The sequence below is a fragment of the Burkholderia sp. 9779_493 genome, assembly GCF_015712215.1.
Lineage (GTDB): Bacteria > Pseudomonadota > Gammaproteobacteria > Burkholderiales > Burkholderiaceae > Burkholderia > Burkholderia cenocepacia.
The window spans coordinates 246019-269203 of sequence record NZ_JACCQA010000003.1 but is presented as its reverse complement, the minus strand read 5'-3'; the positions used below and the strand labels follow the sequence as shown (position 1 = coordinate 269203).

The 23185-nt window shown below is 68.3% G+C and carries 22 protein-coding genes and 1 pseudogene; 7 read left to right on the top strand and 16 right to left on the bottom strand.

Annotated features, from left to right (window positions below; all coding sequences use genetic code 11):
* Window positions 1-50: 50 nt before the first annotated feature.
* Entirely contained in the window at window positions 51-827 is a 777-nt protein-coding gene (locus H0X95_RS04315; RefSeq protein WP_069351874.1) for a class II aldolase/adducin family protein, read from the bottom strand.
* Entirely contained in the window at window positions 802-1695 is an 894-nt protein-coding gene (locus H0X95_RS04310) for an urea transporter (protein ID WP_125331729.1), read from the bottom strand. The genes H0X95_RS04315 and H0X95_RS04310 overlap by 26 nt, the downstream gene beginning before the upstream one ends.
* Before the next feature lie 124 nt (window positions 1696-1819).
* Here H0X95_RS04310 and H0X95_RS04305 point away from each other — a divergent pair, with 124 nt between their 5' ends.
* Window positions 1820-2383 (top strand): putative glycolipid-binding domain-containing protein, encoded by a 564-nt coding sequence (locus tag H0X95_RS04305; protein ID WP_006496948.1) that lies wholly within the window; start codon window positions 1820-1822, stop codon window positions 2381-2383.
* Here the strand turns inward: H0X95_RS04305 and H0X95_RS04300 are convergent.
* From H0X95_RS04300 to H0X95_RS04280, 5 genes are all read right to left on the bottom strand, one after another.
* Window positions 2335-3249 (bottom strand): alpha/beta fold hydrolase, encoded by a 915-nt coding sequence (locus H0X95_RS04300; RefSeq protein WP_006496949.1) that lies wholly within the window; start codon window positions 3247-3249, stop codon window positions 2335-2337. The two genes, H0X95_RS04305 and H0X95_RS04300, sit on opposite strands and share 49 nt — an antisense overlap.
* A 4-nt stretch (window positions 3250-3253) precedes the next feature.
* Window positions 3254-4159, bottom strand: a complete 906-nt coding sequence (locus H0X95_RS04295; RefSeq protein WP_034202192.1) for a metal-dependent hydrolase — start codon at window positions 4157-4159, stop codon at window positions 3254-3256.
* Window positions 4156-5094, bottom strand: coding sequence for an SDR family NAD(P)-dependent oxidoreductase (locus tag H0X95_RS04290; protein WP_006496951.1), 939 nt, complete (start codon window positions 5092-5094; stop codon window positions 4156-4158). The genes H0X95_RS04295 and H0X95_RS04290 overlap by 4 nt, the downstream gene beginning before the upstream one ends.
* Window positions 5095-5115: 21 nt before the next feature.
* The gene (locus tag H0X95_RS04285) at window positions 5116-6699 is read right to left on the bottom strand and encodes a flavin-containing monooxygenase (RefSeq protein ID WP_058903239.1); all 1584 of its coding nucleotides are present in this window, start codon (window positions 6697-6699) and stop codon (window positions 5116-5118) included.
* A 246-nt stretch (window positions 6700-6945) separates the two neighbouring features.
* On the bottom strand, window positions 6946-7617 hold the full coding sequence (locus H0X95_RS04280) for a lysoplasmalogenase (RefSeq protein ID WP_196445891.1): 672 nt from the start codon (window positions 7615-7617) through the stop codon (window positions 6946-6948).
* Between the two features lie 355 nt (window positions 7618-7972).
* On the opposite strand from H0X95_RS04280, the gene speB reads away from it, so the two are divergent.
* Window positions 7973-8935: an agmatinase gene (speB, locus tag H0X95_RS04275; protein ID WP_077189361.1), complete on the top strand. Its 963-nt coding sequence runs from the start codon at window positions 7973-7975 to the stop codon at window positions 8933-8935.
* 95 nt (window positions 8936-9030) lie between these two features.
* Here the strand turns inward: speB and H0X95_RS04270 are convergent, their stop codons facing one another.
* The 5 genes and pseudogenes from H0X95_RS04270 to H0X95_RS04250 form a co-directional block, all read right to left on the bottom strand.
* Window positions 9031-9255 (bottom strand): hypothetical protein, encoded by a 225-nt coding sequence (locus H0X95_RS04270; RefSeq protein WP_006485967.1) that lies wholly within the window; start codon window positions 9253-9255, stop codon window positions 9031-9033.
* Window positions 9256-9535: 280 nt separating this feature from the next.
* Window positions 9536-9739, bottom strand: a complete 204-nt coding sequence (locus H0X95_RS04265) for a cold-shock protein (RefSeq protein WP_006485974.1) — start codon at window positions 9737-9739, stop codon at window positions 9536-9538.
* A 382-nt stretch (window positions 9740-10121) separates the two neighbouring features.
* Window positions 10122-10961, bottom strand: a complete 840-nt coding sequence (locus tag H0X95_RS04260; RefSeq protein ID WP_006485961.1) for a MerR family transcriptional regulator — start codon at window positions 10959-10961, stop codon at window positions 10122-10124.
* Window positions 10962-10970: 9 nt separating this feature from the next.
* Window positions 10971-11531 (bottom strand): GNAT family N-acetyltransferase, encoded by a 561-nt coding sequence (locus tag H0X95_RS04255; RefSeq protein WP_034202194.1) that lies wholly within the window; start codon window positions 11529-11531, stop codon window positions 10971-10973.
* Between the two features lie 80 nt (window positions 11532-11611).
* Window positions 11612-12482: pseudogene (locus H0X95_RS04250) on the bottom strand (LysR family transcriptional regulator).
* A 131-nt stretch (window positions 12483-12613) separates the two neighbouring features.
* On the opposite strand from H0X95_RS04250, the gene H0X95_RS04245 reads away from it, so the two are divergent.
* Entirely contained in the window at window positions 12614-13612 is a 999-nt protein-coding gene (locus tag H0X95_RS04245) for a quinone oxidoreductase family protein (RefSeq protein WP_196445890.1), read from the top strand.
* Window positions 13613-13675: 63 nt separating this feature from the next.
* On the opposite strand, the gene H0X95_RS04240 is transcribed toward H0X95_RS04245, so the two are convergent.
* On the bottom strand, window positions 13676-15190 hold the full coding sequence (locus H0X95_RS04240) for an MDR family MFS transporter (protein ID WP_048988012.1): 1515 nt from the start codon (window positions 15188-15190) through the stop codon (window positions 13676-13678).
* 236 nt (window positions 15191-15426) lie between these two features.
* Here H0X95_RS04240 and H0X95_RS04235 point away from each other — a divergent pair, with 236 nt between their 5' ends.
* Window positions 15427-16986 (top strand): methyl-accepting chemotaxis protein, encoded by a 1560-nt coding sequence (locus H0X95_RS04235; RefSeq protein WP_006496958.1) that lies wholly within the window; start codon window positions 15427-15429, stop codon window positions 16984-16986.
* A gap of 64 nt (window positions 16987-17050) precedes the next feature.
* Here H0X95_RS04235 and H0X95_RS04230 read toward each other — a convergent pair whose 3' ends face one another.
* Entirely contained in the window at window positions 17051-18718 is a 1668-nt protein-coding gene (locus tag H0X95_RS04230; RefSeq protein WP_196445889.1) for an ATP-binding domain-containing protein, read from the bottom strand.
* A gap of 123 nt (window positions 18719-18841) precedes the next feature.
* The gene (locus tag H0X95_RS04225; RefSeq protein WP_006485970.1) at window positions 18842-19696 is read right to left on the bottom strand and encodes a helix-turn-helix domain-containing protein; all 855 of its coding nucleotides are present in this window, start codon (window positions 19694-19696) and stop codon (window positions 18842-18844) included.
* Window positions 19697-20182: 486 nt separating this feature from the next.
* Here H0X95_RS04225 and H0X95_RS36250 point away from each other — a divergent pair, with 486 nt between their 5' ends.
* Entirely contained in the window at window positions 20183-20392 is a 210-nt protein-coding gene (locus H0X95_RS36250; protein WP_011547465.1) for a hypothetical protein, read from the top strand.
* 177 nt (window positions 20393-20569) lie between these two features.
* Complete coding sequence (locus H0X95_RS04215; protein WP_012493391.1) at window positions 20570-20845, top strand: hypothetical protein; 276 nt, start codon at window positions 20570-20572, stop codon at window positions 20843-20845.
* A gap of 118 nt (window positions 20846-20963) precedes the next feature.
* On the opposite strand, the gene H0X95_RS04210 is transcribed toward H0X95_RS04215, so the two are convergent.
* Window positions 20964-21611: a hypothetical protein gene (locus H0X95_RS04210; protein ID WP_058903236.1), complete on the bottom strand. Its 648-nt coding sequence runs from the start codon at window positions 21609-21611 to the stop codon at window positions 20964-20966.
* Between the two features lie 200 nt (window positions 21612-21811).
* Between H0X95_RS04210 and H0X95_RS04205 the strand changes: the two genes are divergently transcribed.
* Window positions 21812-23146, top strand: a complete 1335-nt coding sequence (locus H0X95_RS04205; RefSeq protein WP_196445888.1) for an NAD(P)/FAD-dependent oxidoreductase — start codon at window positions 21812-21814, stop codon at window positions 23144-23146.
* The last annotated feature ends 39 nt before the right edge of the window (window positions 23147-23185 follow it).

Sequence of the window (23185 nt, the reverse complement as noted above, 5' to 3'; positions counted from 1 at the left end):
TGAGGTTGAACGATTGACGATGAACGATTCGGTCGGGTGCGGACGTGGCGTCAGTCGCGATACGACGGATCGATCCGGTCGAGGCGGCGCAGCAGCGCCGGCCATTCCAGTTCGCCTTCGATCGCGCCGCCGTCGCGCAGTTGTTCGGCGGTGCGCGCGGCGACGGCCGGTTCCGGCAGCACGAGCGGCCCGCCGCCGGCCTGCGCGCGAACCTGGATGTCGCACGCCTTGATCAGCGTATCCATCAGCACGTACGCTTCGGCGACGGTGCGGCCGACCGTCAGCGTGCCGTGATTGCGCAGCAGCATCGCGGATTTCGCGCCGAGGCTCGCGGTCAGCCGCGCGCCTTCGGCCGGCGAGAATGCGAGCGCTTCGTAGTCGTGGTACGCGAGGTCGCCATGAAAACGCAACGCGTGCTGCGATGCGGGCAGCAGCCCGTCGCGCTGGATCGATACGGCGATGCCGGCCGTATTGTGCAGGTGCATCACGCAGACGGCGTCGGCGCGCGCCGCGTGCACGGCCGCATGCAGTGCGAAGCCGGTCACGTTGACCGTGTGCTCGCTGTCGCCGATCCGGTTGCCGGCGAGGTCGATCTTCACGAGGTTCGACGCGCGAACCTCGTCGAACGTGAGGCCGAACGGGTTGATCAGGAAGTGGCCGGGTTCGCCCGGAACGGTCGCGGACAGATGCGTGTAGATCAGGTCGTCCCAGCCGTTCAGCGCGACGAGCCGGTACGCGGCGGCGAGGTCGACCCGCAGCTTGCGTTCGGCGTCCGAGATCGGGCCGCCGGGCTTCACGGCATCAGGACGGTGTGCGAATGACGACATCGGGTTCTCCGAGGGTAAAGCGGCGCGCGACAGCGACGGTCACCCATGACGCGAGCGCGAACGGGGCCGTGAACGCGGGGGTGCCCGTGCGCATCGCGAGCCACTGGATCAGCGCGGCGAGCGCGGCCGCCGCGAGCGCCGCACGCGGGCCGCGCGGCATCAGCGCGAGCGCGGCGAGGGCGCCGTTGAAGCCGAGCAGGCCGTCGGCGAACAGCGCGCCGCTTGCGCCCAGCGCGGCCAGCAGCACGGTCGACACGACCGCGCCGCCGAGCGCGAACGCGGCCGCGCGGCGCGATGCGACGGCGAGGCCGGCGACGATCAGCGCGCCGGCCCACGCGCCTTGCGCGAAGGTGGTCTGGGCGACGCCCGACAGCAGCGCGTCGGCGGCGGACGCGAGCGTCAGCACCGGGCCGGCGTCTGCGGCGTCCGCATGCTGCACTGCGACAAACGGCAGCCACAGCGCGGTGACGGCCAGGCACGGGCCCGAATACGGGCACTGGCGCCAGCGGGCGAGCGGCACCCGCATCGCGCGTTGCACGAGCGCCGCGCCGATCGCGACCAGCGGCGCCAGCGCGACGGCGGCGAGCGGATGGGGCGCGAACAGCACGGCGATCAGCGCGGCCAGCGCGCCGTTGAAGCCGTGCAGGCCCTGTCCGACGTCGCGGCGGTCGGCGCCCGTCAGCACGGCCGTCATGCTGGCGGCGGCCGAGCCGACCAGCGCGGCGCACGCGAGCCGCAGGTCGGTCAGCGCCAGCGCGGCGAGCAGCAGCGCGCCGGTGAGCGCATGCGCCTGCAGCACGATCTGCCCGATGCCGCGCAGCAGGATGCGCAGGTCGATCGACGGCGGGACGGGGCGGGCGGTAGGCATGATGGCGGCGGAACAGGACGAGCCGCGAGCATAGGACACAATCCCATGCACCGGAATAGGGAATTCTGGATAGTCGGGATTTGTGCGACGATGCCCCGCAATGGGGAAACCGGGAGGTGGAACGATGCGCGAGGTGCGGTGGGCGTCGCTCGAAGGCGACGGGGTCGAACATCTGACGTTCGACCGCAGCGGCGGCGCGATCGTCGTCGAAAGCGCGGTGGTCGGCCAGCGGTACGGTCGCGCATACGGGCTCGCGTATCGCGTCGAGTGCGATGCGCAATGGCGCGTGACTTATGCGGTGCTCAAGGTGATGGGCGGCGGCACGCTGGCGTTGCGCGGCGACGGCGCCGGCCACTGGCGCGACGGCGCGGGCCGCCCGTTGCCGGCGCTAGACGGTTGCATCGACATCGACATCGCCGCGACGCCGTTCACCAATTCGCTGCCGATCGGCCGCCTCGGGCTCGCGCGCGGCGAGCGGCGGCCGATCGACGTCGCGTACATCTCGACGCCGGACCTGACGGTGGCGCCGGTCAAGCAGGCTTACGCGTGCATCGAACCGGGCCGGCGCTACCGCTACGAAGGGATCTTCCGGAATTTCACGGCCGAGATGGACATCGACGACGACGGGCTCGTCGTCGATTACGAGACGCTGTTCAGACGCCTGCCGGCGCCGCCGACGGCGCGCTGAACCGCGGCGTTCGTCGCCGCCGGTCGCTCCTGCGCGGACGCGAAGCGGTCGATCCGCGACGCGATCAGGTCCGGATGGCGCAGCACGATCCAGTGCGTGCCGTCGATTTCCTCGCGCACGTGGTCGCCGAGCCAGCGATCGAGGTCGACCGACATCTCGGGCGTCACGTAGCGGTCGCGCACCGGCACCAGGATCTGCACCGGCGCCTGCGCATACCGCTCACGCGGCTGGCGGGCCCGCGCGATGAAGTTCGCGCGGTACATCTGCATCCCGTTCAGCGCGTTCTTCAGTTGCACGGGATCGCGCTCGGCGCGCACGCGTTCGGTGAGCTGGAGCCAGCGCGGCCACAGCGCGGCGCCGCCGAGCCGCCATACCAGCGATGGCACGAGCGGCAGATGGAAGAACCCGATGTACCACGACTTCAGGCTCTGCTTGAGCCGCAGCTTCGCGCGGAACACGTGATCGAGGCACGGGCCCGAGATCGACGTGTACGACGCGATGCGGCCGCGGAACGCGGGGTCGGTCACGGCCTCCCAGCACTGGATCGAGCCCCAGTCGTGGCCGACGAGGTGGAACGGCCGGCCGCCGCAGGTCGCGTCGGCCACCGCCTTCAGGTCGCCGGCGAGCCGTTCGAGCGTGTAGTCGGCCCGGCGGCGCGGCGCATCGGATGCACCGGCGCCGCGCACGTCGTACGCGATCACGCGGTAGCGCTTCGCGAGCCGCGCGCGGACCGGCGCCCACACGGCCGCCGAGTCGGGATAGCCGTGCACGAGGATCAGCGGCGGCGCGCGCCGCGACCCGCTTACGTAGACGGCGAGTTTCACGTCGCCGGACTGGACGGTCAGCATCTCGTGAGCGCGCGCCATGGCGTCATGCCTGCGGCACCGGGTGCAGCGGCACGCGGCGCGGGGCGGCTTGCGCCGCGTAGCGCGCGTTGGTCGCGTCGATGTTGTCGAGCAGCGTGTCGAGCTCCTGCAGGTACTGATGGTTGTCGTGATCCCACGGGTGGAAACCCGGGCGGAAGTAGTCGAGCCATTCGCGCGCGATGCTCGGAAACACGCCGTGCTTCGGGCTGTACAGATACTTCACGAGGCGCCACATGCCGCCGAACTTGCCGTGTTCGCGACGGTGCGCGCGCATCAGGCGTACGTGGAAGTCGAACACGATGGCCCAGAAGAACACCGTCGTCGTCAGCATCGTGCCGGTGCGCAGCAGGTAGCTGCCGAGGCCCGGCTTCATCACGGTGCGCCACACGTCGTAGGACACCGCCTTGTGCTCGGTTTCCTCCATCGCGTGCCACATCCACATCTGCTGGTAGCCCTCGACCGAGCCGTCGATCCGGTGCTCGTGGCCCGACAGCAACTGGTTCGCGAGGATCGCCGTGTAGTGCTCGAGCGCGATCGTGATCGCCAGCTGCATCGAGTGCGGCAGCACCTTCTTGAACCAGCCGAGGATGGTCCACAGGCGCTTGTCGAGCTTGTGCGCGGGCAGCCCCGACGATTGCAGCAGATCGTTGTATTCGATGTGCTCGCGCGTGTGCATCGCTTCCTGGCCGATGAAGCCGAGCACCTGCTTCTTCAACTCGGGATCCTCGATCCGGTCGCGGTAGTTGCGCACCGAATCCATGAAGAAGCGTTCGCCGGCCGGGAACAGCAGCGACAGCGCGTTCATGAAGTGCGTGACCGGCACGCCCTGCACGTGCCAGTCCTTCGCGCGTTCGGGCGGCAGCGCGAAACGGATGTCGCGCCGCACGGGCATCATGTTCGGGGTCGTCATGATTGTTCACCTCCCTGATTGCCTGCATTGTTGTAGGTCGCGTGCAGCGGGGCGGGCGCCGGCGCCGGCGCGCCGCGCGCGGCACGGCGGGCTTTCGCCGCCTCGCGGCGCGTCGCGAGCACGACGAGCGCCTGGTACGCGGCCGGCAGCACGCGCGCCATCCAGTCCGCGCCCTTCGCGTCGCGGCCGATCAGCACGCGGCGCTTGTTCTTGCGCACGCCGGCGAGGATCGTGCGCGCGGCGTCGTCGGCGGTCGTGATGAAGAACTTCTCGAAGCTGTCCTTGCCTTGCTGTTCGCTCTCGACGATGAAGCCGACCATGTTCTTCGCGACGCGGCTCGACTGCGCGATGTTCGTGCGGATGCCGCCCGGATGCACGCAGGTGGCCGACACGCCGCACTTCATCATGTCGAGTTCCTGGCGCAGCGATTCGGTGAAGCCGCGCACCGCGAACTTGGTCGCGTTGTAGCCGCTCATGCCCGGCTGCGCGAAGATCCCGAAGATGCTCGACGTGTTGATCACGTGGCCGTCGCCCGATGCCTTCAGGTGCGGCAGGAACGCCTTCGTGCCGTGCACGACGCCCCAGAAGTTGATGTTCACGATCCACTCGAGATCGCTGTATTCCATCCCTTCGATCGTGCTCGACAGCGCGACGCCCGCATTGTTGAAGATCAGGTTGACCTTGCCGTGCTCCTTCGCGGTGTCGTCGGCCCATGCGAACATCGCGTCGCGATCGCCGACGTCGAGCACGCGCGTCGACACGCGCACGTTCGGCGCGATCGCGCGGACGATCCGTTCGGTTTCCGCGAGGCCGACGCCGTTCTTGTCGGCGAGCGACACGTGGCAGCCGGCCTGCGCGAGCTGGATCGCGAGCGCGCGGCCCATGCCCGAGCCGGCTCCCGTGATCGCGGCCACCTTGTTGGCGAAATCTCTCATGTCGTTGGCTCCTTGTCTGGCTCAGGCCGCTTCGGCGGACGTGGAAGCGGAAGCGGCCGGCGCGGCGGCGGGCCACGCGGTCGTGTCGTGTTGCGGCGCGCGATACGCGTGGTAATCGGCGATCGAGAAACGCGCGGTCGCCTGGCGGAAGCGCCACGTGAAGCCTGGCCACAGCGTCGTGTTCTTGCCGGTGCGCGGATCGAGATACCAGCTCTTGCAGCCGCCCGTCGACCAGATCGCCTTCTTCAGCTTGCCCTGCAGGTCGCTGTTGAACTGCGCCTCGACGAGCGGGCGCACCTCGATCGCGTCCGCGCGCTCGCGGCGCATCGCCTGCAGCGCGCCGAGGATGTATTCGATCTGCGACTCGATCATGAACACCATCGAGTTGTGGCCGAGGCCGGTGTTCGGGCCGACGATCATGAAGAAGTTCGGATAGCCGGGCAGCGTCGAGCCGAGGTACGCGTGCGCGCCGTCGCGCCACGCGTCGACGATGTCGAGGCCGCCGCGGCCGATGATCGCGCCGCGCGGGTACGGATCGGCGACCTGGAAGCCGGTGCCGTAGATCAGGCAGTCGACTTCATGACGCTTGCCGTCGGTCGTCACGACCGCGTCGGCTTCGATATGGTCGATGCCGGTCGTGATCACGTCGACGTTCTTGCGCGACAGCGCCGGGTAATAGTCGTTCGAGATCAGCACGCGCTTGCAGCCGAGCGTGTAGTTCGGCGTGACGGTCTTGCGCAACTCCGGATCGGGAATCTGCTTGCGGATGTGCCGCAGCGCGAGCTTCTGCACGTTCTTCATCAGCGACGGATGGATCGCGAAGCCGAGCACGCGCGATTCGAGCATCCAGTAGATGCCGCTGCGCACGATCTTCTGCGTGAACGGCAGCGTGCGGAACAGCCATTTCTCGAAGCCGGTCAGGTTGCGGTCGGGCTTCGGCATGATCCACGGCGGCGTGCGCTGGAACAACGCGAGTGCTTTCACGCGCGGCGCGATCTGCGGGACGAACTGGATCGCGCTCGCGCCGGTGCCGATCACCGCGACACGCTTGCCTTCGAGCGGGTAGTCGTGATCCCACTGCTGCGAATGGAACGCGCGGCCCTGGAAGGTTTCGACGCCGGGAATCGCCGGCAGCGCGGCGCGCGACAGGCCGCCCATGCCCGACACCAGCACGCGCGCGGACAGCCGCTTGCCGTTCGCGAACGTGAGGCGCCAGCGTTGCGCGGCTTCGTCGTATTCGGCGCGCTGCAACTCGTGATTCAGCCGCAGGTGCGGGCCGACGCCGAAGCGCTGCACGCAGTCTTCGAGATACGCGCGGATTTCCGGCTGCGGCGCGAACATGCGCGTCCAGCGCGGGTTCGGCGCGAACGAGAACGAATAGACGTGCGATTGCACGTCGCATGCACACCCGGGGTAATGATTGTCGCGCCACGTGCCGCCGACCGAGGCGGCCTTCTCGAGGACGACGAAGTCGGTCGCGCCCGTCTGTTTCAGGCGGATCGCCATCCCGAGACCGGCGAAGCCGGTGCCGATGATGGCGATGTCGATGGTTTCGTCCGGGCCGTCATGGCCGGGTGGACCGAAAGGCAACGTGCGAGCATTCATCCGGGTGTCTCCGATTTGGCTCATTTTTGAATGTTACATTGTTTGATGTAACGATAGTGGGTGAACCCGGAAACCGCAAGAGGCTAGAAGCGGCGCTCTAAGGGCCGGAAGCCAGACGGGAAAAGGCTGAGCGGGGTTTGGAACGGTCGGGTTTCCGCAATGCGGGATGAGCGGAAAAGGCCGTCGGCAGGGCGAGACAGGGAAGAAACGGGACCGCCGGCGCGCGATGGTCCGTTTGAAACGGTATCAGGGACGGATCGAGCGGGTAGCCGTCTCATGGAAAACCCCGGCCACGATCGTGACCTGCGCGAGCGCATAGAGGCCCCAGATCAGATAGTCGATGCCCGGAAAGCCGCCGAGGAACCGGCCGACGCCGATCAGCGTATCGGAGCCGACGAAGATCAGGCTGCCGACCGCGACCAGCGGGCCGCGCGTGCGGGCGGCGAGCGCAAAGCTCGCCATCGCGCACAGCACGAGCATGTAGATGGCGACCGGCGCCAGCAACTCGCCGAGGTGCGGGAAGAATGCCGCGTAGAACGCCGGCGCGGCGATCCACAGCCCGACGAGCGCGACGATGCGCCAGCCGTGCGGCCGCGCGCGCCACCGGAAGAAGATCGCGCAGTAGCACACGTGCGTGAGCAGGAATGCGCCGAGGCCGAGGACGAACGACCACGGCCAGTCGGGCAGCGCGAGCAGCACGTCGCCGAGCACGGCGGTCGCGAGCGCCGCGCACAGCCACGCGCGTTCGCGCGGCTCGCCGCAGGTGCTGCCTGCCGCGAGCAGCAGGATGCCCATCGCGGCTTTCGCGGCGGCCTGGCCCGGATAGGGCGCGACGGCGAGCGACAGGCCGTACAGCAGCGCCGCGGCGATGGCGAGCGGCCAGAGCCGGCGGTAGGGGGCGGGAAGCGTGGCGATCAAGGCGGGTGTCTCCGGTTTGTAGTTGTCTGCGGTGGACGCCGCGCCGTCGAGGGCGCGGCTGTCGGCCATTATCCGGAAGAACGGGCGCGCGAAAACCGGCGAATCCTTCTAGGAAACGACCGCGACGGGCGGCGGTGCCGCCGCCGGATTTTTCCGCGCGTTGCCCCGGCCGAACCGGGGCAACGGCGTCGATTCGGCTTGCTATGATCGCCGCGGTATTGCCGTTGTCGATGTCCCGCCTGGCCGCGCGACCGGATGCGCGAGCCGGTGCGTGCCGATGAATCCATGCCGTGCCCGGCCCGCGCCCTCATAGGGCGCGGGCCGGCGCCGGCTCCCCACGAAAACAGGTCCGACCATGACCGAACTTCTTCACGGCGACGGCGCGATCCGTCGCACGACGCCGTACGGTTCCTCGATCGAAAACACCTATGCGGGCGTGCTGTCGTTCATGCGCCGCAATTACTCGCGCGTGCTCGACGGCATCGACGTCGCGATCTCCGGCGTGCCGCTCGATCTCGCGACGACCTATCGTTCCGGTGCACGGCTCGGGCCGGCCGCGATTCGCGCGGCAAGCGTGCAGCTCGCGGAGCTCAATCCGTATCCGTGGGGCTTCAACCCGTTCGACGACCTCGCGGCCGTCGACTACGGCGACTGCTGGTTCGACGCGCACAACCCGTTGTCGATCAAGCCGGCGATCGTCGAGCATGCGCGCGCGATCCTGCGTTCGGGCGCGAAGATGCTGACGCTCGGCGGCGATCACTACATCACCTATCCGCTGCTGGTCGCGCACGCGGAGCGCTACGGCAAGCCGCTGTCGCTGATCCATTTCGACGCGCACTGCGATACGTGGGCCGACGACGATCCGGACAGCCTCAATCACGGGACGATGTTCTACAAGGCGGTGAAGGAAGGGCTGATCGATCCCGCGACGTCGGTGCAGGTCGGCATCCGCACGTGGAACGACGACTTTCTCGGGATCGAGCGGCTCGATGCCGCGTGGGTGCATGACCAGGGTGCGCGGGCGGCGGTCGAGCGAATCGTCGCGATCGTCGGTGCGCGGCCTGCGTACCTGACGTTCGATATCGACTGCCTCGATCCGGCGTTCGCGCCGGGAACGGGGACGCCGGTTGCCGGCGGGCTCTCGTCCGCGCAGGCGCTGGCGATCGTGCGGGGGCTCGGGGCGGTGAATCTGGTCGGGGCGGATGTGGTGGAGGTGGCGCCGGCGTACGATCACGCGGACATCACGGCGATCGCGGCCGCGCATGTGGCTTGCGATCTGCTGTGTCTGTGGCGGCAGAAGAAGGTGGCGGCGCGGTGACGCAGGTGAGCGGGCATGTGATGCGGAAGGCCGGCGGGCAGTTGCCCGCCGTTTTTTTATGACCGTCTGCGCGGATCTCGCGAGTAGCGCGGCGTTCAACCGCGCGTATCGACCCAGTGGCGCGCCCAGCGTGCCGAATGCGCGAGCGCCTGTGCCTCGCTCGCGAAGTAATCGAGCGAATAGAACTGGTAGCGGCCTTCGCCGTGCGTGCTATCGGCGCGTTCGAGCAGCAGGTTGGAGGAAAAACTCCCGTCGGGCAGGCGATGCGCCGAGGGTTGGACGGCATAGCCGTTGTATTGCTGAATTCGTTGGTTGTCCATTTTAATTTTAATGATGTTCGAGTGCGCGCGTGCCGTGCGAAATACGCACGGTTACGCCGATTCAAAGCCATTGCGAGCCGAATCAGACGCAGTCGGAAAGCGAAAATAAGGCGTTGCGGCCAGAGGGGGGATGAAGTGCAACGAGACGTGTAGCGCGTGGCGAGCTGCTGACTGAACAGATGCAGCTAAAAAGCCGGTCGCGCCAACTTGGGGAGACGAAGCTCCGTGGGGATGTCGCTGCGACCCGGCGTCCGTCGTGGGAGGCCGGGCCCTTCAAACTTTACAGCGGCTTGATGTTCGCCGCTTGCAGACCCTTCGGTCCTTGCTTCGTTTCGAAGCTCACTTTCTGGTTTTCAGCCAGCGTCTTGAAGCCGTCGGCACGAATTTCCGAGAAGTGAGCGAACAGATCGTCGCCGCCGTTGTCCGGCGTGATGAAGCCAAAGCCTTTGCTGTCGTTGAACCACTTGACGATACCGGTATCCATGAAGATTCCTTGAGAAAAAAATAGAGAAATTTGCTCTGTGGAAGAGCGCGCGAAGCGTCAAGGAGGGAGAGGACAACGAATACCGCTGAGGAGGAGCGAGCAATTGATGAACAGCAATCGGACTTCTTGGACTTCGGTGCCTACACTAACCGTCGCTGGGGCTCGCGTCAACCGTTATCTTGTAACTGTTTCGCAGCGTAGCCTGCGATGACGGACGCAGCGCGGTGGCGCCGTCTGGCTGGAATGCGCGCGGGCGCGGCTGCTGGCCATTTGCCGGCGCATGCTGGCGGCGGTCGTCACCTGCAATGGACGTCGGCCTTTCCTCCAGCCGGACACGCGCGCGTTGTCGCGAAAAGCCCACGCATGCATGACGGCGAAGGCCTTATGCGGTGTCGCCGTCGCCCTGCGTATCGCTCGTACCGGACTGCCGCGCGGCTTCGTCGCTGAGTTTCTTGTCGAGAATCGTCGCGACGCGGCCGCCCAGATACGCGCTCGCCGCATTCTCGAGCGCGCGGTTCGTCTCGCCTTCGACGAACACGGCCGCGAGCGGGCGCAGCCGCCAGATCGCGTCGACGAGCGCCGGCACGTCGGTGGCGGGCGGCAGCGTGCCTTCGTCATAGCGGTCGAGCCGCTTCACGACGAGATCGACGAGCAGCCGCGCGATCGCGTCGAAATGCGGCCGCGCGACGCTGATCACGTCGAGCAGTTCGCGCGGCGGAATCCCTTCCTTCGTCATCGCGGCGGCGGCCTCGAGCAGCGCGGGGCTTTTCGCGACGAACGACAGGCCGCGCCGTTCGAGCAGCCCGAGCTCGGTCACGCGCGACAGTTGCGTGGTCGCCTGCGGGCCGAACATCTGCGCGAGTTGCGCGAGCGAGTAGGTTTTCGGCAACTCGTGCGACCAGCGGCCGCCGATCGCGTTTTCGAGGCCGAGGATCGAGCGCAGGTCGTGGCCTTCGTCGATCGCCTTGATCAGGTCCTGGATGTTCGACAGCGTGTAGCCGCGCGCGAGCAGATGGTTGATCAGCTTCAGGCGCGCGACGTGCGTGTCGTCGTAGATGCCGACGCGCCCGCGTTTCTCCGGCGGCGCGAGCAGCCCGCGATCCTGGTAGGCGCGGACGTTGCGCACGGTGGTATCGGACACGCGCGCGAGCTCGTCGACCGTGTACTCGTTGCGGGAATCCGGCGTGGCCTCGTCGGGCGTGGAATGAGTCTGTTTTGACATGCGGCCATTCTAGCGCGCCGGGGCAGGCTCGGGCGAGGCGGGGCGCGTGTTCGCGCCTTCGCCGAGCGGGCGCTGCAGCAGCGCCGTATCGATCCAGCGGCCGTGCTTGAAGCCGACCGCTTTCAGCTGGCCGGCCGGTTCGAAGCCGAACGCGCGATGCAGCGACGTCGAGCCGCCGGTGCCGCCGTCGGCGATCACCGCGATCATCTGCCGCCACGGGCCGCCTTCGCAGCGCGCGATCAGCGCGGCGAGCAACGCGCGGCCGATTCCGCGGCCGCGCTGCGCGTCGTCGATGTAGATCGAATCCTCGATCGCGAAGCGGTACGCGCTGCGCGTGCGGTACGGCGTCGCGTACGCGTAGCCGGCCACGCGGCCGTCGCATTCGGCGACGAGATACGGCAGCCCGTGGTTCAGCACCGCGTCGCGGCGTGCGCGCAATTCGGCGACGTCGGGCGGCGTTTCCTCGAACGACGCGACGCTGTGATGAACGTGGTGCGCATAGATCGCGTGGATCGCCTCGAGGTCGGCATCGGTCGCGTCGCGCACGACGCAGGCGGGAGTGTTGGACATGGCGGCAGGGCGGTCGGAATCAAAACGCTACTATGCCGGCCGTCGCCGCGCGTGGTAAAGCCGTTTGCGGCTTCGGCGGCTTACAACCGGCCGTCCGCCGCATGCACAGCATCGGCGATCGCGTCGGCGACGCGCTGTACGCGCGGCGACCGGCGCACGTCCGGGTGAACGACGAGCCAGATTTCGCGCTCGATGTCGCAATGCGGCGCGGCCGTCAGCTCGACGAGCGGCGCGCCGGCATGCGCGGCCGGATCGTCGACGAGAAACCGCGGCAGCAGCGCGACGCCGGCCCCGGCCGCACGCGCGATGCTGCGCGGCGAGGTCGTTGGCGATGAACGCAAAGCGGCGCCCGGCCGCGAAGCGTTCGAGCCATTGCTGCTGCGGCGTTTGCGCGAGCGCGTCGTCGTAGCCGATGAAGGGCCAGGTGTCGGGCGGCGCATCGGCCCATTCCGGCGCCGCGCACAGCGCGAAGCGCATCGTGCCGAGCCGGCGCGCGGCGAGCCCCGGCTCGCTCGGCCGCGACAGCCGCACCGCGAGGTCGGCTTCGCGCGCATACAGGTTCGCCGCATGCATCTCGCCCATCAGGTCGATCCGCAGCGCCGGCCACGCGCGCTGCGCGCGAGCCAGGCGCGGCGCGAGGAAATGGCTCGCGAACACCGGCGACGCCGATACCCGCACCACGCCGTCGAGCGCCGCCGCACCGTGCGCGGCGCGCGCGAACGCATGCGCATCGGCTTCGAGGCGCGTGGCGTGCTCGGCGAGGTGCAGCCCTTCGTCGGTCGGCGGCCAGCCGCGCGGCAGCCGGTCGAACAGCCGGATTCCCAGTGCCGACTCCAGCGCGTCGATGCGCCGCGCGACCGTCGAATGCTGGACCTGCAGCGCCCGCGCGGCGGCCGACAGGCTGCCGCCGCGCATCACCGCCAGGAAGTAGCGGATGTCGTCCCAGCTCATCGGCAGTGCGGGTGAGGCGACAGGATCACGATCGGTCGAATTTTGCACAGTAGATGGGCGTTCAACGTGAATTCCGTTCGATTATGCACGATGGGATGATCGTGTCACTTCATTCGATAACGAGGAACGTCATGACCCAAACCGCCAATGCCATCCGGATCGGGATCGACCGTTACGGCGATGCCGGCGTGCTGCGCCGCGTCGATGCGCCCGTCGCGCCGCCCGGCGCCGGCGAAGTACGGATTCGCCAGACCGCGATCGGCGTGAATTTCGTCGATATCTACTTCAGGACGGGCGCGCATGCATTGCCCGCGCTGCCGGACGCGCTCGGCGTCGAGGCGGCCGGCGTGATCGACGCGGTCGGGCCGGGCGTGACGGAGCTCGTGCCCGGTCAGCGCGTCGCGTATGCCGGCATGCCGACCGGCAGCTATGCGAGCCTGCGCACGATGCCGGCCGAGCGCGTGCTGCCGATTCCAGACGGGCTGAGCGACGAAGCCGCCGCCGCCGGGCTGCTGAAGGGGATCACCGTCTACATGCTGCTGCATCGCGTGCGGCAGGTCGGCGCCGGCGACACGGTGCTCGTGCATGCGGCGGCCGGCGGCGTCGGGCTGCTGGCGACGCAGTGGGCGCGCGCGCTCGGCGCACGGGTGATCGGCACGGTCGGATCGGCCGCGAAAGCCGCGCTGGTGCGCGCGCACGGCGCGGAAGCGGTGGTCGATTATCGCGAGGCGGATTTCGTCGCGGCCGCGCGTGCCTTCGGCGGCGGTGCGGGCGTCGATTACGCGATCGACGGAATCGGCGGCGACGTGCTGACCCGCACGCTCGGCGCGATTCTTCCGTTCGGGATGGTCGCGAGCATCGGGCAGGTGGCCGCGATCGGCACGCGGCAGACGTTCGATCTCGACGAGCTGGGGCCGGCCCGTTCGATCGCGCTCGCGCGGCCGAGCGTGCTCGGTTTCATCGCGCGCGACGTCGGCGCGTATCGGGACGCCGCGCGGGCGACGCTCGACCGGCTGGCAGGCGGCATGCACGTCGAGATCGGCGCGCGCCTGCCGCTCGAACAGGCGGCCGATGCGCACCGGTTGCTGGAGTCGCGCGCGACGACGGGCGGTGTCGTGCTGTTGGCGTGATGACGGGGCGGGCGACTCGCGACGCGGCTCGACCCGACGGTCGTGTCGCGAGCCGCCGCTCGCTCAGTTGTGCGTGCGCAGCGGCGCATCTTCGACGAACCACGCGAGCACGAACGCGATCGCGATCACCGTCGCGGCCGACAGGTACACGACGTGCAGCGAGCCGGCGAACGCGTGCAGATACGCGTCGCGCACGGCGTCCGGCAACTGGTGCACGGCGGCCGGGCCGAGCGCGGGCGGCAGCTCGGTGCCGGCCGGCAGCGCGTGCCTCATCCGCGCTTGCAGCCCGTGCGAGAACAGCGCGCCGAATGCGGCGACGCCGAGCGAGCCGCCGATCGAGCGGAACAGCGTCGCGCCCGACGTCGCCACCCCCATGTGCCGGAATTCGACCGTGTTCTGCACGGCGAGCGTCAGCACGGGCATCACCATCCCGAGCCCGATTCCGAGCAGCGCCATGTACGCGTACATCGTGTGCAGCGGCGTATCGAGCGTCAGCGTCGACAGCAGCGCCATCGCGACGCCGCCGATCAGCGTCCCGGCGATCGGGAACATCCGGTACGAGCCGAGCCGCGAGATCAGCCGCCCGCTGACGATCGACGTCACGAGCATCCCGCCCATCATCGGCAGCAGCTGCATGCCGGCCTGCGACGGCGTCGAGCCCTTGACGACCTGCAGGTAGAGCGGGATGAACGTGACCGAGCCGAACAGCGCGATGCCGACCACGAACCCGATCAGGCCGACCAGCACGAAGGTGCGGTGACGGAACAGGTCGAGCGGCATGATCGGCTCGGCCGCCAGGCGCTCTTCATAAATGAAGCCGCCGATCGCGACGAGCCCGAGCACGAGCGTCATCCATAGCTGCGGCGACGTCCACGGCAGCAGCGAGCCGCCTTCGCTCGTGAACAGGATCACGCAGGTGAGGGCGGTCGCGAGGAACGTGGCGCCCAGGTAGTCGATCCGGTGCTTCACGTGCGCGGTGTGCGGCCGGAACGCCATGCCGATCACCGCGAGCGCGAGCAGGCCGAGCGGCAGGTTGATCGTGAAGATCCAGCGCCATGACAGGTGCTCGACCAGGAAGCCGCCGAGCAGCGGGCCGACGATCGTCGCGAGGCCGTAGACGCCGCCGAACATCCCCTGGTAGCGCGCCCGGCGATCGGGCGGGACCAGATCGCCGATCGCGGCCATCGTGACGACCATCAGGCCGCCGCCGCCGAGCCCCTGCAGCGCGCGCAGCCCGATCAGTTGCGTCATGTCCTGCGCGACGCCGCACAACGCCGAGCCGGCGAGAAACAGCACGATCGCGGCCTGCAGCACGATCTTGCGGCCGTACAGGTCGCCGAGCTTGCCGTACAGCGGCAGCACGACGGTGGACGACAGCAGGTACGCGGTGACGACCCACGACAACTGGTCGAGCCCGCCGAGTTCGCCGACGATCGTCGGCAGCGCGGTCGACACGATCGTCTGGTCGAGCGCGGACAGCAGCATGACGAGCAGCAGCGCGGCGACGATCAGCCCGGTCGGCGCGTCGCGGCGGGCCGCGTCGGCGGCCGGCGGAGTGAGGAGGGTGTCGGTTGTCATCGAGATATCTGCCATGGCAGGAAAACTGGATCGAAATATAGCCATGGATGATTGACTAGTCAATTTCTGCTCAGCCTCGATATGTTGCAGTCGTAACAGGAGATTGCCCGGCCGAAAGAAAAATTGACCACGGTCAGCCGGAAAGCGGGGACGGACTCAAGTTTCTTGCAGGCAAACCGTAATCCAGAGTGCCGCGGACCGATTGCCGCGGCACTTTTCATCGCTCACGTGCCGTCATGAACCTGAACGCCCTGTTTTCCCGTTTCTCGATCCGTACGCGGATTTTCTCCACGCTCGGCCTCGTCGCCGTGCTGCTCGTCGTATCGGGGCTGATCGGCCTCGCGGGCATGCAGAGCTCGAATCGTGCGCTCGACGAGGCCTATACGCGGCAACTGGCCGCGAAGACCGCGCTGTCCGCGGCGAGCCTGAACCTGACGATCGTGCGTACCACGCTCGACCGTGCGCTGCTGCATCCGGAAGCGCCGGACGTATCCGAACTCGTGAAGAAGGCCGAGGGCTATCTCGCGAAGGCCGACACGGCGTGGCGCAGCTACGCGGCGATGCCGCACGGCGACGACGAAGGCCCGCTCGCGAGCCGTCTCGATGCCGCGCGCCAGGCGCTGATCGGGCAGGCGCTGAAGCCGATGATCGATGCGATCCGCGAAGGGCGGCGCGACGAAGCCGACCGCTTGCTGATGACCGTCGCGCCGCCGTTGTCGGTCGCGCTCACGCAGGCGACCGACGCGCTCGATGCGTACCAGGCCGCGCGCGGCAAGGACGTGTACGACACCGCGCAGACCTATTACGGCTGGATGCGGATGGGCGCGATCGCGGGGATCGCATTCGGGCTGGCCGCGTGCCTCGGCTGCGCGATCGGCCTGCATTTCGCGATCACGCAGCCGGTGAATCGTCTGCTGTCGCATTTCCGCCGCCTGTCGGAGGGCGACCTCACGTCGGAAGTGCGCTGGTCGTCGCGCGACGAGATGGCCGAGCTGGTCAAGGGCGTGACCGGCATGCAGCGCAGCCTCGCGGATACGGTGCGCCAGGTCAGCCAGGGTTCGGAAGCGATCTCGACGGCGACGCACCAGATCGCGGCCGGCAACACCGACCTGTCGCAGCGCACCGAAGAGCAAGCATCGGCGCTGCAGGAAACGGCCGCGAGCATGGAGCAACTGACGGCGACCGTGAAGCAGAATGCCGACCACGCGCTCGAGGCGCAGGCCTGCGCGGACAGCGCGAGCGAGATCGCGACGCGCGGCGCGACGGTCGTCGGCGAGGTGATCGGCACGATGAACGAGATCGACCAGAGCTCGCAGAAGGTCGCCGACATCATCGGCACGATCGAAGGTATCGCGTTCCAGACCAACATCCTCGCGCTGAATGCGGCGGTGGAAGCCGCGCGCGCGGGCGAGCAGGGCCGCGGCTTCGCGGTGGTCGCGGGTGAGGTGCGCACGCTGGCGCAACGCTCGGCGTCCGCGGCGAAGGAGATCCGCACGCTGATCGGCGAATCGGTCGAACGGGTCGCGACCGGCTCGCGGCTCGTCGGCATGGCCGGCACGACGATGCAGGACATCCAGCAGGCGATCGGCCGCGTGACGGGCATCATGACGGAGATCGCGGCCGCGTCGAGCGAGCAGCGCGACGGGATCGAGCAGGTGAACCGCGCGGTGTCGCAGATGGATCAGGTGTCGCAGCAGAACGCGGCGCTCGTCGAGCAGGCGGCCGCGGCGGCCGCATCGCTCGAGGAACAGGCGGATGGGCTGCGTCGCGCGGTCGGCGCGTTCCGCGTCGCCTGAACCGAAATGACGGCGGCGCGATGACGGGCCGGCGCTCGCTCGCCGGCCGCGTCGACCCGCGGCGTCAACCCGTTGCGAGTTGCGCGGCCGCGCGCGACGACGCGACGATCAGCAGCTTCATCGTCGCGCGCGTCGCACCGACGAACAGCTTGCGCGCGGCACGCGCGTCGAGCGTGTCGAAGTCGACTTCGGTGAGGATCACGCACGGCGCCGACTGACCCTTGAAACGGTAGATCGAATCGAGCAGCACATCGCCGTCGCGATACTCGGGGTTGCCGAACAGGTCGTACTTGCCGGTGAAGCGCTTGATCCGGTGCGGGCCGAGCTGGTCGAGCGGCGCGAGCACCGAGCCTTCGCGGCCGCGGTACGACAGCACCGCGATGTCCTGCTTGCGGAAGCCGAGCGACAACGCGTGCGTGATCGCACGCTTGGTCGCGTCGATGCAGGCTTGCGCCGAGGCGTCGCCCGACGCGCCATCGTCCCCGTAGGCCGACACCGACGGATCGGAGCCGTCGAACGGACTGCCCGAGCGCAGTTCGGCCGCGAGCGGCTCGACCCGGCCGACGACGTCGCGCACGAATTCGAGCAGGTCGCGCGGGCTGCGGTAATTCGTGAGCGCCTTCAGCGTGACCCAGCCGGGCAGTGCGACGGGTTCGCGCATGTACAGGTTCTGCAGCGGATCTTCCAGCCACCACCATGCGGCGTCCTGCGCCAGCAGACGCTCGAGCGCGGCGGCCCACGGCGCATGGAAATCCTGCCCTTCGTCGACGATCAGCACGTCGAAGCGCCAGCGCTCGGGAATCGGCGCTTGCGCGAAGCGCGCCTCCAGCCGTTCGAATTCGCCGGGCACCTGGAAATCGGGCGTATAGCCGCCGTCGCGCGCGACCCAGTCGCACAGCTGGTGGTAGTTCGCGATCTTCGCGCCGGGCGGCGCGATGCGCGTGATGTAGTCGGCGAGCGGCCGGTTGAAGCAGACGTACAGCACCCGTTTGCCGGCCGCGACGGCATCGCGCATCACCTGCACCGCGAGCTGCGTCTTGCCCGAGCCGGCGGTGCCGGTGACGCGCAGCCGGAACGGCGCGAATTCGAGCTGGCGTGCCCATGCGGCGAGCCCGCCCGACAGCCGGGTGACGAGCGTGCCGGCCTGGCCGACGAGTGCGCTCGTGTCGGGCGTGAGCGCGAGCTCGTCCGCGAGGAAATGGTGGAGCTTCGGCGCGTTGGGAAAGGGTTCGTCGGCCTCGGGCAGGATCTGCAGGATCACCTGCCCGAGCTGCGCCTTGCGCGACGCATCGACGATGCGCTCGGGCGCGACGCCGGCGATCGACGCGTCGCGGATCGAGTAGTCGGGGCAGTACAGCAGCGCCTCGACGCCGTAGACGCCCGCGCCGAGCGCGGCCGTCAGGCGCCGGTGCAGCGTCTCCTGCGTGCGCGCGAGCTGGATCGGGACATTGCGCTCCTTCTGCAGGTAGACCTTCACGAGCCCTTTCGGCGTTTCGCGCAGGAAGCCGGCTTTCTGCTCGATCAGCAGCACGCGGCCGGCCGGGCTCACGACGACGAACGCGGCTTCGCCGAACACCGAGAACGCCTGGTCGGCGCGTGTCCAGTGGACGCCGTGATACACGGTGTAGCCGTCGGGCAGCGCGTGTTCGAGCGCGGCGAGCGTTTCGCGCTCGCGTTCGGCCGCGCCGGTCGCGGCGAGGCTTTTCCAGTCGTCGGGGATGAGGCGGGCCATGGCGTCGGGCGGCGGATGCCGGCGTGGGCGTGAACGGGTGCGGCTATTGTACTGAGGAACCCGCTCATGCCCGCGGTGCCGCGCGGGCGGTGGCCATTCGACGGGCGGCCGGCCCGGCGGACGTCAGCCGCGCGCGAGCCGCTTCGCGAGATCGGCGCTGAGGATCGCCATGCGCGCGGGTTTTTCGTAGCACACCACGTCGAATGCGCGGATCACTTCGCTGATGTCGGCTTCGCTCGCGCGGCCGGTGAGCAGGTCGCCCGTCAGCACGAAAATCGGCGCGCCCGGGTTGTCGGACGTGCGCACGGCCTTGATCGCGGTGGCGGCCGTGCTGTCGTCGAACAGCCATTCGGTCAGGACCGCGTCGAAGGCCTGGCCCTGCAGCGCGTCGACGAACGGCGCGAGACCGTCGAATGCGGCCGTCGCGAAACCTTGCCGTTCGAGATAGCGGCACAGCTCGGTCGCGCTGACGCGATCGGGGTCGATCACCGCGACGACGAGCTTGTCGCTCTCCGCGCGGCGCGGGTAGATCTCGATCTTGTGCACGTCGTACGCGTTCTGGTACAACACGCCGGTATGGCGCAGCACGCGCCAGCGGCCGTTCTGTTCGTACGCGACGAACTCGGGGCGCGCGCCGGCTTCGAGCGGCGCGCCGATCCAGGCGGTGCACGGAATCTCGGCGACGCCCGCATACAGGACGGCTTCCTGGGAATAGGCGCCGACCATGCCGGGGTCGAGCGTTTGCGCGCCGAACAACTGGGCGGCGGGTTCGCCGTACGCTTCGGCGACTTTCTTGATCTGCGCGAGCGTCCAGGGGCTGCTGCCGCGCAGTTTGCGGTGGCCTTGCGAGAAACTCAGATCGAGGATGCGGCACAGCTCGGTGGTCTGCTGGCGCTTGCCGATGCCGTTGCGGGTCATCAGCTCGCGCACGCGCTCGGCAACCGCGAGGGAATCCGTGGTGATTGCTTCAGTGGTCATGCTACGGGAACGGATCGTGACGTTCAGAACGACGCCTTGCGGCAGTCTCGGCGGACAGTCTTCATGACGTCCAATGGCGAGCCGACCGGCCACGCACGGAAAAGATAACTTTACCGCAAAATGGTCGTCATTCAGTGTTGTGAAAGGTGCGTTTGTGTGAAAGGTGTGTCATGAAGTTACGCTCGACCGGCCCGAGCGCGCGGGCGCGACGGTGCGTTCGACACCGGTCGGTCCGGATTCCGGTGGGCCGGGATGCGATTCCACCCAAGGCGGCAGGTAATCGCCGCGCGATGCACCAACGCAGGGCGCATGCTCGCCCGAACCGAGGTATCGGACCCGTTTTGCAGGATATCGCGCGACGGCCGGCGGAGGCGCTGGCAGGACGATCGATCGACGGTTTCTTCTAGTGAAACCGGCGTGGATACATTTGCGAAGTCGACGAAGCTGCATGCTACGATTTCGCCGTCTCAAAAAAGTGTTGAACCGATGCAGAAGAAATTCTTGATGCGCGGATACGAAATGAACTGCGAGCCGCGCGTGACGGAGACCGGCAAATACGCCGCGCAGGTCGAGGTCACGAAGGTGGGTTTCAGCCGTGAGGCTGCGTTCCGCAAGCTGGGTGAATTCGATACCGAAGCCGAAGCGGTCGCGTACGCGAGACAATTCTCCGAAGAGTGGTTGAGCCGCTATGCGTAGGTAGTGCCGCGTGTGCCCGTGCCCGTGCAATGCGGGCCTCCGGTTGACCGGCGGCCCGGCGCCCCGAACGGCTGGAATTCCTGCCTGAATATTGCGAATGCGCCCGGAAATTTGTAGATTGACGACTCCTGTTGTGAGATATCGATCGTCCGAAGGCAACGCAATTGGAGACTGCGAATGTCCACTTTGTGCATGCAGACCGTCGTTCACGGCAAAACTGTCCAGGTCGTGCTGTCGCCGGAGCGGCGTACGGCCCGGATCGACATCGTCGATGACGAAACCGGCAGCTATCCGCCCCGCACGATGAGCATCGAGCAGTACGTCGACGCCGGCATGGCCGACGACGAAATCGCGCGGCATGTGCTCGAAGTCGTCACGATGTCGATCGAGCAGCTTGCGAGGCTGCAGCCGTTCGACCGCGCGGCAGGCACTCAAACGCGCTATTCGCACTGACGGCGCTTGGGCAGCGGCTGCTCCCGCGCAGACCGCAGTTCCGGCTGAATCGCCGCGTGGCTGATCGAGCGTTCGACATGTCGTCGTCGAGCCGGCATGCATCGGTCGCGCGTTCGCGCTACGCCGGCATGTACAGGAACGGCTCGCCGTCTTCCCGCTCGACGGACAGCAGCCGTTTGAGCTGATCCAGCGCGAACAGTTGCTTGCCGTCCGCCGCCGCTTCGGCGATCGCGGCGTCGACCAGCTTGCGCGCCCGCGCCAGGATCACGGATCGCTGCCGCGCAATCTCGAGCACCATCCGTTGCTCGACGTTCTGCCGATTCGATTTCCTGTCGCTCAGGTGACGCCAGCGATCGCGAAGCTCGGCCCACGTGATGCGCTGAAATTCCGGAATCGTGCACGGCAGCGTGCCGGCCTCGGCCGGCTCGGGCTGCGCGCGCAACGCGCCGCGCAGTGCCGCGCGGGCACGCCATTCGTCCGAAAACGGCGCATACACGTCGCGCGTGCGGCCGATCGGATTCGCGCGCTCGATTTCCTTTTCGAGCAGGTAGCCGAGCCGCCGAAGCGCGGACCCATGCGCGAGCATGTCCGGATCGAGCACGCGGATGCGGCGCGATGCGTCCGCGACGTGGGCTTTCAATTCCCACAGCGTCAGGCGGAGGTGCTGCACTTCGAGTATCAGGCGCTGCACGTCCGCGTAGGTGCAGTGCGTCCACCATTCGGTGAGGTCGTTCAGCTTGGGAGGATCGAATGGGGGGAGGATCATTTTTACTGCGATGACACTGTATGGATATACAGTTTATCTCGTGCCGAACCGGGATCGTCAAGCCGAAAAAACGGGGCCGGTCGGCGGGCGGGCCTGGATGTGGGGATGGGGCGGGGTCCGGATCGCGTGTCGCCCGCTTCATGTGACGACGTTGCCGCGATAAGCTTGGCCGGCCATGCATTGATACCCGACAGAAAACAATGACCACCACTTATCCGCTGCACGACGCATTGAGCCACGCCGATACGGCGTTTCCGGCCGAGGCCGACGTCGTGATCGCCGGCGCCGGCATCATGGGCTGCGCGGCCGCTTACTACCTCGGCCTGCGTGGCCTGAAAGCCGTCGTGCTCGACAAGTCGCGCATCGCCGGCCAGCAATCGACGCGCGCGTGGGGCTTCGTGCGCCAGCAGGGGCGCGAATCCGCCGAAGTGCCGCTGATGATGGCCGGCATGCGAATCTGGGAAGGCCTGGAGCAACAACTCGGCTTCGATCTCGAATGGCGGCAGGGCGGCTGCCTGTACCTGGCCGACAACGAAGACGACTGGGCGTCGTTCCAGGCATGGCTCGCCGTCGCGCGCGAGCACGGGCTCGACACGCGCACGCTGACGCGCACCCAGATCGACGAACGCGTGAGCGGACTGTCGACGCAGGCGCGTACCCTCGGCGGCTTGTATACGGCGACCGACGGGCAGGCCGAGCCGCGCCGCGTGGCCGCCGCGTTCGCGGCGCGCGCGACCGAGGCCGGCGCGCGTTTCTTCGAAGGCTGCGGCGTCACCGCGATCGAGACGGCCGGCGGCGCGGTCGTCGGCGTCGCGACCGAACGCGGCACGATCCGCACGCGGCGCGTGATCTGCGCGGCCGGCGCGACCAGTTTCCGGCTGCTCGACGGCGTCGGCATCCGGCTGCCGCAGCAGGCCGTGCGCGGCACCTGCATGCGCACCAACGTGGTCGCGCCGGTGTCCGCGGCGACCGTGTGGGGCCATGGTCTCGGCATCCGGCAGCGCAAGAACGGCGCGATCAATCTCGCCGACGACATGCAGGTCGACGTCGATCTGACGCTCGGCCACCTGCGCGGATTGAGCCTCTTCTGGCCGGAGTTCTGGTCGCAGCGCGACAAATTCCGGCTGCACCTGAATGCATCCGCATGGCGCGACGTGCTCGCCCGCATCCACGGCACGACCGGGCCGATCGAGCCGCGCGATCCGCAGCCGCAACCGAATCGCGCGCATGCGCCGCGTGCGCTCGCGAAGCTCAAGGCGATCTTTCCCGCGTTGAAGGATGCGCAGATCGTCGAGGCGTGGGCCGGCCTGATCGACGTGCTGCCCGACGGCATTCCGGTGATCGATGCGCCCGGCGCGCCGTCGGGGCTCGCGATCGCGACGGGGTTCTGCGGTCACGGTTTCGCGATGGGGCCGATCGTCGGCCGGCTGCTCGCCGAATGGATCGACACGGGCGCGCCGTCGCTCGACCTGTCGGCGTTTCGCGCACGGCGTTTCGTCGACGGCACGATGGTGCGGCCGCGCAGCATGCTGTGACGGCCGGGTGCACGCGTTCCCGTCGTAGAATCGAGCCCG

Coding starts and splice junctions, on each gene's coding strand:
- H0X95_RS36250 (WP_011547465.1), top strand. CDS start 20,183: ATGCAGAAGAAATTCTTGATGCGCGGATACGAAATGAACTGCGAGCCG.
- H0X95_RS04315 (WP_069351874.1), bottom strand. CDS start 827: ATGTCGTCATTCGCACACCGTCCTGATGCCGTGAAGCCCGGCGGCCCG.
- H0X95_RS04290 (WP_006496951.1), bottom strand. CDS start 5,094: ATGAGAGATTTCGCCAACAAGGTGGCCGCGATCACGGGAGCCGGCTCG.
- H0X95_RS04255 (WP_034202194.1), bottom strand. CDS start 11,531: ATGTCCAACACTCCCGCCTGCGTCGTGCGCGACGCGACCGATGCCGAC.
- H0X95_RS04210 (WP_058903236.1), bottom strand. CDS start 21,611: ATGATCCTCCCCCCATTCGATCCTCCCAAGCTGAACGACCTCACCGAA.
- H0X95_RS04225 (WP_006485970.1), bottom strand. CDS start 19,696: ATGACCACTGAAGCAATCACCACGGATTCCCTCGCGGTTGCCGAGCGC.
- H0X95_RS04310 (WP_125331729.1), bottom strand. CDS start 1,695: ATGCCTACCGCCCGCCCCGTCCCGCCGTCGATCGACCTGCGCATCCTG.
- H0X95_RS04295 (WP_034202192.1), bottom strand. CDS start 4,159: ATGACGACCCCGAACATGATGCCCGTGCGGCGCGACATCCGTTTCGCG.
- H0X95_RS04240 (WP_048988012.1), bottom strand. CDS start 15,190: ATGACAACCGACACCCTCCTCACTCCGCCGGCCGCCGACGCGGCCCGC.
- H0X95_RS04265 (WP_006485974.1), bottom strand. CDS start 9,739: ATGGATACCGGTATCGTCAAGTGGTTCAACGACAGCAAAGGCTTTGGC.
- H0X95_RS04245 (WP_196445890.1), top strand. CDS start 12,614: ATGACCCAAACCGCCAATGCCATCCGGATCGGGATCGACCGTTACGGC.
- H0X95_RS04260 (WP_006485961.1), bottom strand. CDS start 10,961: ATGTCAAAACAGACTCATTCCACGCCCGACGAGGCCACGCCGGATTCC.
- speB (WP_077189361.1), top strand. CDS start 7,973: ATGACCGAACTTCTTCACGGCGACGGCGCGATCCGTCGCACGACGCCG.
- H0X95_RS04215 (WP_012493391.1), top strand. CDS start 20,570: ATGTCCACTTTGTGCATGCAGACCGTCGTTCACGGCAAAACTGTCCAG.
- H0X95_RS04230 (WP_196445889.1), bottom strand. CDS start 18,718: ATGGCCCGCCTCATCCCCGACGACTGGAAAAGCCTCGCCGCGACCGGC.
- H0X95_RS04300 (WP_006496949.1), bottom strand. CDS start 3,249: ATGGCGCGCGCTCACGAGATGCTGACCGTCCAGTCCGGCGACGTGAAA.
- H0X95_RS04270 (WP_006485967.1), bottom strand. CDS start 9,255: ATGGACAACCAACGAATTCAGCAATACAACGGCTATGCCGTCCAACCC.
- H0X95_RS04285 (WP_058903239.1), bottom strand. CDS start 6,699: ATGAATGCTCGCACGTTGCCTTTCGGTCCACCCGGCCATGACGGCCCG.
- H0X95_RS04235 (WP_006496958.1), top strand. CDS start 15,427: ATGAACCTGAACGCCCTGTTTTCCCGTTTCTCGATCCGTACGCGGATT.
- H0X95_RS04305 (WP_006496948.1), top strand. CDS start 1,820: ATGCGCGAGGTGCGGTGGGCGTCGCTCGAAGGCGACGGGGTCGAACAT.
- H0X95_RS04205 (WP_196445888.1), top strand. CDS start 21,812: ATGACCACCACTTATCCGCTGCACGACGCATTGAGCCACGCCGATACG.